Origin of the sequence: Bradyrhizobium erythrophlei, assembly GCF_042430365.1 — a bacterium.
In the GTDB taxonomy this organism is placed as follows: Bacteria; Pseudomonadota; Alphaproteobacteria; order Rhizobiales; family Xanthobacteraceae; genus Bradyrhizobium; species Bradyrhizobium erythrophlei.
Map to the genome: position 1 here is coordinate 6,031 of NZ_JBHMET010000258.1, position 2,401 is coordinate 8,431.

Here is a 2,401-nt window from a genome sequence, read left to right on the forward strand (position 1 = left end):
CCATGGCTCCAGTGCGCGGGCCTAGGCCCGCGCCGCCGAAGCGGGCGCCGCCGAAGCCGCCACCGCCGCCGATGCCTCGCCCGCCACCGAAGCCACCACCGCCACCGAAGCGTGCGCCGCCGAAGCCACCACCGCCGCCGATAGCATGCCCGCCACCGAAGCCGCCACCGCCGCCGATGCCATGCCCGCCACCGCCACCCATGCCGCCACCGCCACCCATGCCATGCCCGCCACCGCCACCCATGCCGCCACCGCCACCACCGCCGCGCTGGGCGAGGGCCGGCGAGGCAATGGCGAGCGCGGAGGCGAGCGCACCTGCGATGAGGTAACCAAACAACTTGTTGCTCATCGAAGAATCCTCCGTTGTTGACGCGACGGCGAGAACGCCTGTCGCAGGAAGAACAACAACGAGGAGGCCGAAATTATTTCTGAAACGTCAAATGACTAATGTGACAGATTCTGACATCCAAGTTAGTGTTACTATCGAGGATCGGCTTGACGACGCGCGGCGGGACAGGACCCGAGATATCAGCACGCTGGAGCGCGCCTTGGACGCTTTGGGTCACGAGCGTCGCCCTCTGCAACATTCGGCTGTTCGTCAACTTCCGATTCTGTAACGGGCCATATGTCAATCCCTCATTTCCACTTGCGAGATATCCGTTCGCCGGGGTCGTGCTTCTGTACGGGGTCGGCGCGCAGGCCGCCACCTGATGGGGTATGAGAGGATAGGTCGACCAATCTATGATTTCGCGTGGTCGGAGCCACGACGGAAGTTGCGGTCTGACCTGATCCATCGTCCCGGCGTCGGGACCTCGCTCGGAAAGGCTGGTGTCAAAGGCCTCCCGAAACGGTTTAATCGCTCCTGTTCTGTAGTGAGGTCGGTAAGCGTGCATTGATGGACGGCGGCCGTGTTGGCTCGGTCGCGTCGGATCGTCACAGCCCCGAAGCCGCGTTGCGGCGCGCAGTTGCGCGGGGGCTTGACGGCGCCGGCGCGCACCGAGCGATCATGACCTGTGCCATCATCGGCCTCCCTCAGACCGTCGCCGCATTGCGGAAGCTCGTGCCATCGGCCAGCATCCGATGCATGATGACGGCGAGCTTGCGTGCCAGCGCCACCTTGGCTTTCTTCATCCCGCTCCGCCTGGCGATCTTCATCGCCCAGCTCTTCAATACCGTGCAGCCCTTGAGTGGCTTGGTCAGAATGATGTGGGCGCCCTCGTAGAGAGCGGCGCGCACCCAGGCATCACCGATTTTCGAGATGCGGCCATCGATGTCGGTCTCGCCCGATTGATATTTGGTCGGCGTCAGGCCGAAATAGGCTCCAACCTGCTTCGATGATTTGAAGCGTGCCGGGTCATCAATCGCTGCGGTGAAAGTGAGCGACACGATGGCTCCGACTCCCGGGATCGACATCAACAACCATGCCCGCGTATCGCAGCGGGCCGCGTCCCGCACCTGCTTCTCGAAGCGGTCGAACTCGCGCCGCAGCGCGACACGCGCCGCCAGCAGCCCGTCCGCAATCACCTCCAGGCTTGGATGTCCGGCGACCAATTCCCTGATCCGCTCCGCGAAGCGCGCTGGCGTGGTTGGCCCGACCTTGAGGCCAAAGCCGCGCAGAACGCCCCGCAAGCTCAGCTCGAGATCATGAAGCTTTGTCTGCAGCAGTTTGCGCGCGGTGAGCAGTGCGCGCGTCTCCTGCGCGGCCATCGACTTGCAATGCACCGGACGGAACCAGCCCAACCGCATCAGCTGCGCGATCCCGCGCGCGTCGTTGCGGTCGCTCTTCACCGGCATCGTCTCGAGCGCGGTGTGCACGTGCCGTGTCTCCAGCAGCTCGACCGCAAGTCCGGCCTGGCGCATCGCCGCGTAGAGCCACTGCGACAAAGGTCCGGCTTCCAGCCCAATCCGCGTCAGCTCCAGTTTTAGCCCCCTCAGCCAGGCAATCAGGGCGTCCGGTTCGCTGGCAACCTTGCCCTCGCGGGCAATCTTGCCATTGGCATCGACGACGCACAGGCTGGAAGCTTCCAAAGACACGTCAATTCCGACATAATGGTTCATGGTCGTCCCTCGCTGATGCTGGAGCGGGCATCACCCGACTCCGTTCTTTCGACACCATCAGTTTGAGGGACGACTCCTTCTCGCCGCCTTAACCACCGCGGCCAGCCGGCGGCCCGTTACACCATCTATGCCTCGTTAGCGACCGAGATCGCGCGGCGGTGCAATAACTCGCGATGGGCCAGGTCCGGACATAGGCGGTCGCTTCATTTGACGAATTTGTCGGCGCTCGCCAGCGCTGGCGACCGACGCTTGCCTTGCCAAATACGAGGCAAAGAAGAATAAGCGCTAGCAGTCTGCTGAAAAACCTCTCGCCGTAGCGAGAATTTGCTGATTCAATTTTTTA

At 63.2% G+C, this 2,401-nt stretch carries 1 protein-coding gene and 1 pseudogene; both read right to left on the minus strand.

All coding sequences use genetic code 11. From position 1 onward, the window contains the following. Positions 1-349, minus strand: a pseudogene (locus ACFFWD_RS39530) (hypothetical protein); the annotation flags it as partial. Between the two features lie 683 nt (positions 350-1,032). After that, positions 1,033-2,058 carry an IS110 family RNA-guided transposase gene (locus ACFFWD_RS39535; RefSeq protein WP_376974808.1) on the minus strand — a complete coding sequence of 342 codons (1,026 nt, stop codon included), beginning with the start codon at positions 2,056-2,058 and terminating at the stop codon, positions 1,033-1,035. Between the last annotated feature and the right edge of the window lie 343 nt (positions 2,059-2,401).

Bases quoted from the DNA above. Each gene is read 5' to 3' on its own strand.
- ACFFWD_RS39535 (WP_376974808.1), bottom strand. From the start codon at position 2,058: ATGAACCATTATGTCGGAATTGACGTGTCTTTGGAAGCTTCCAGCCTG.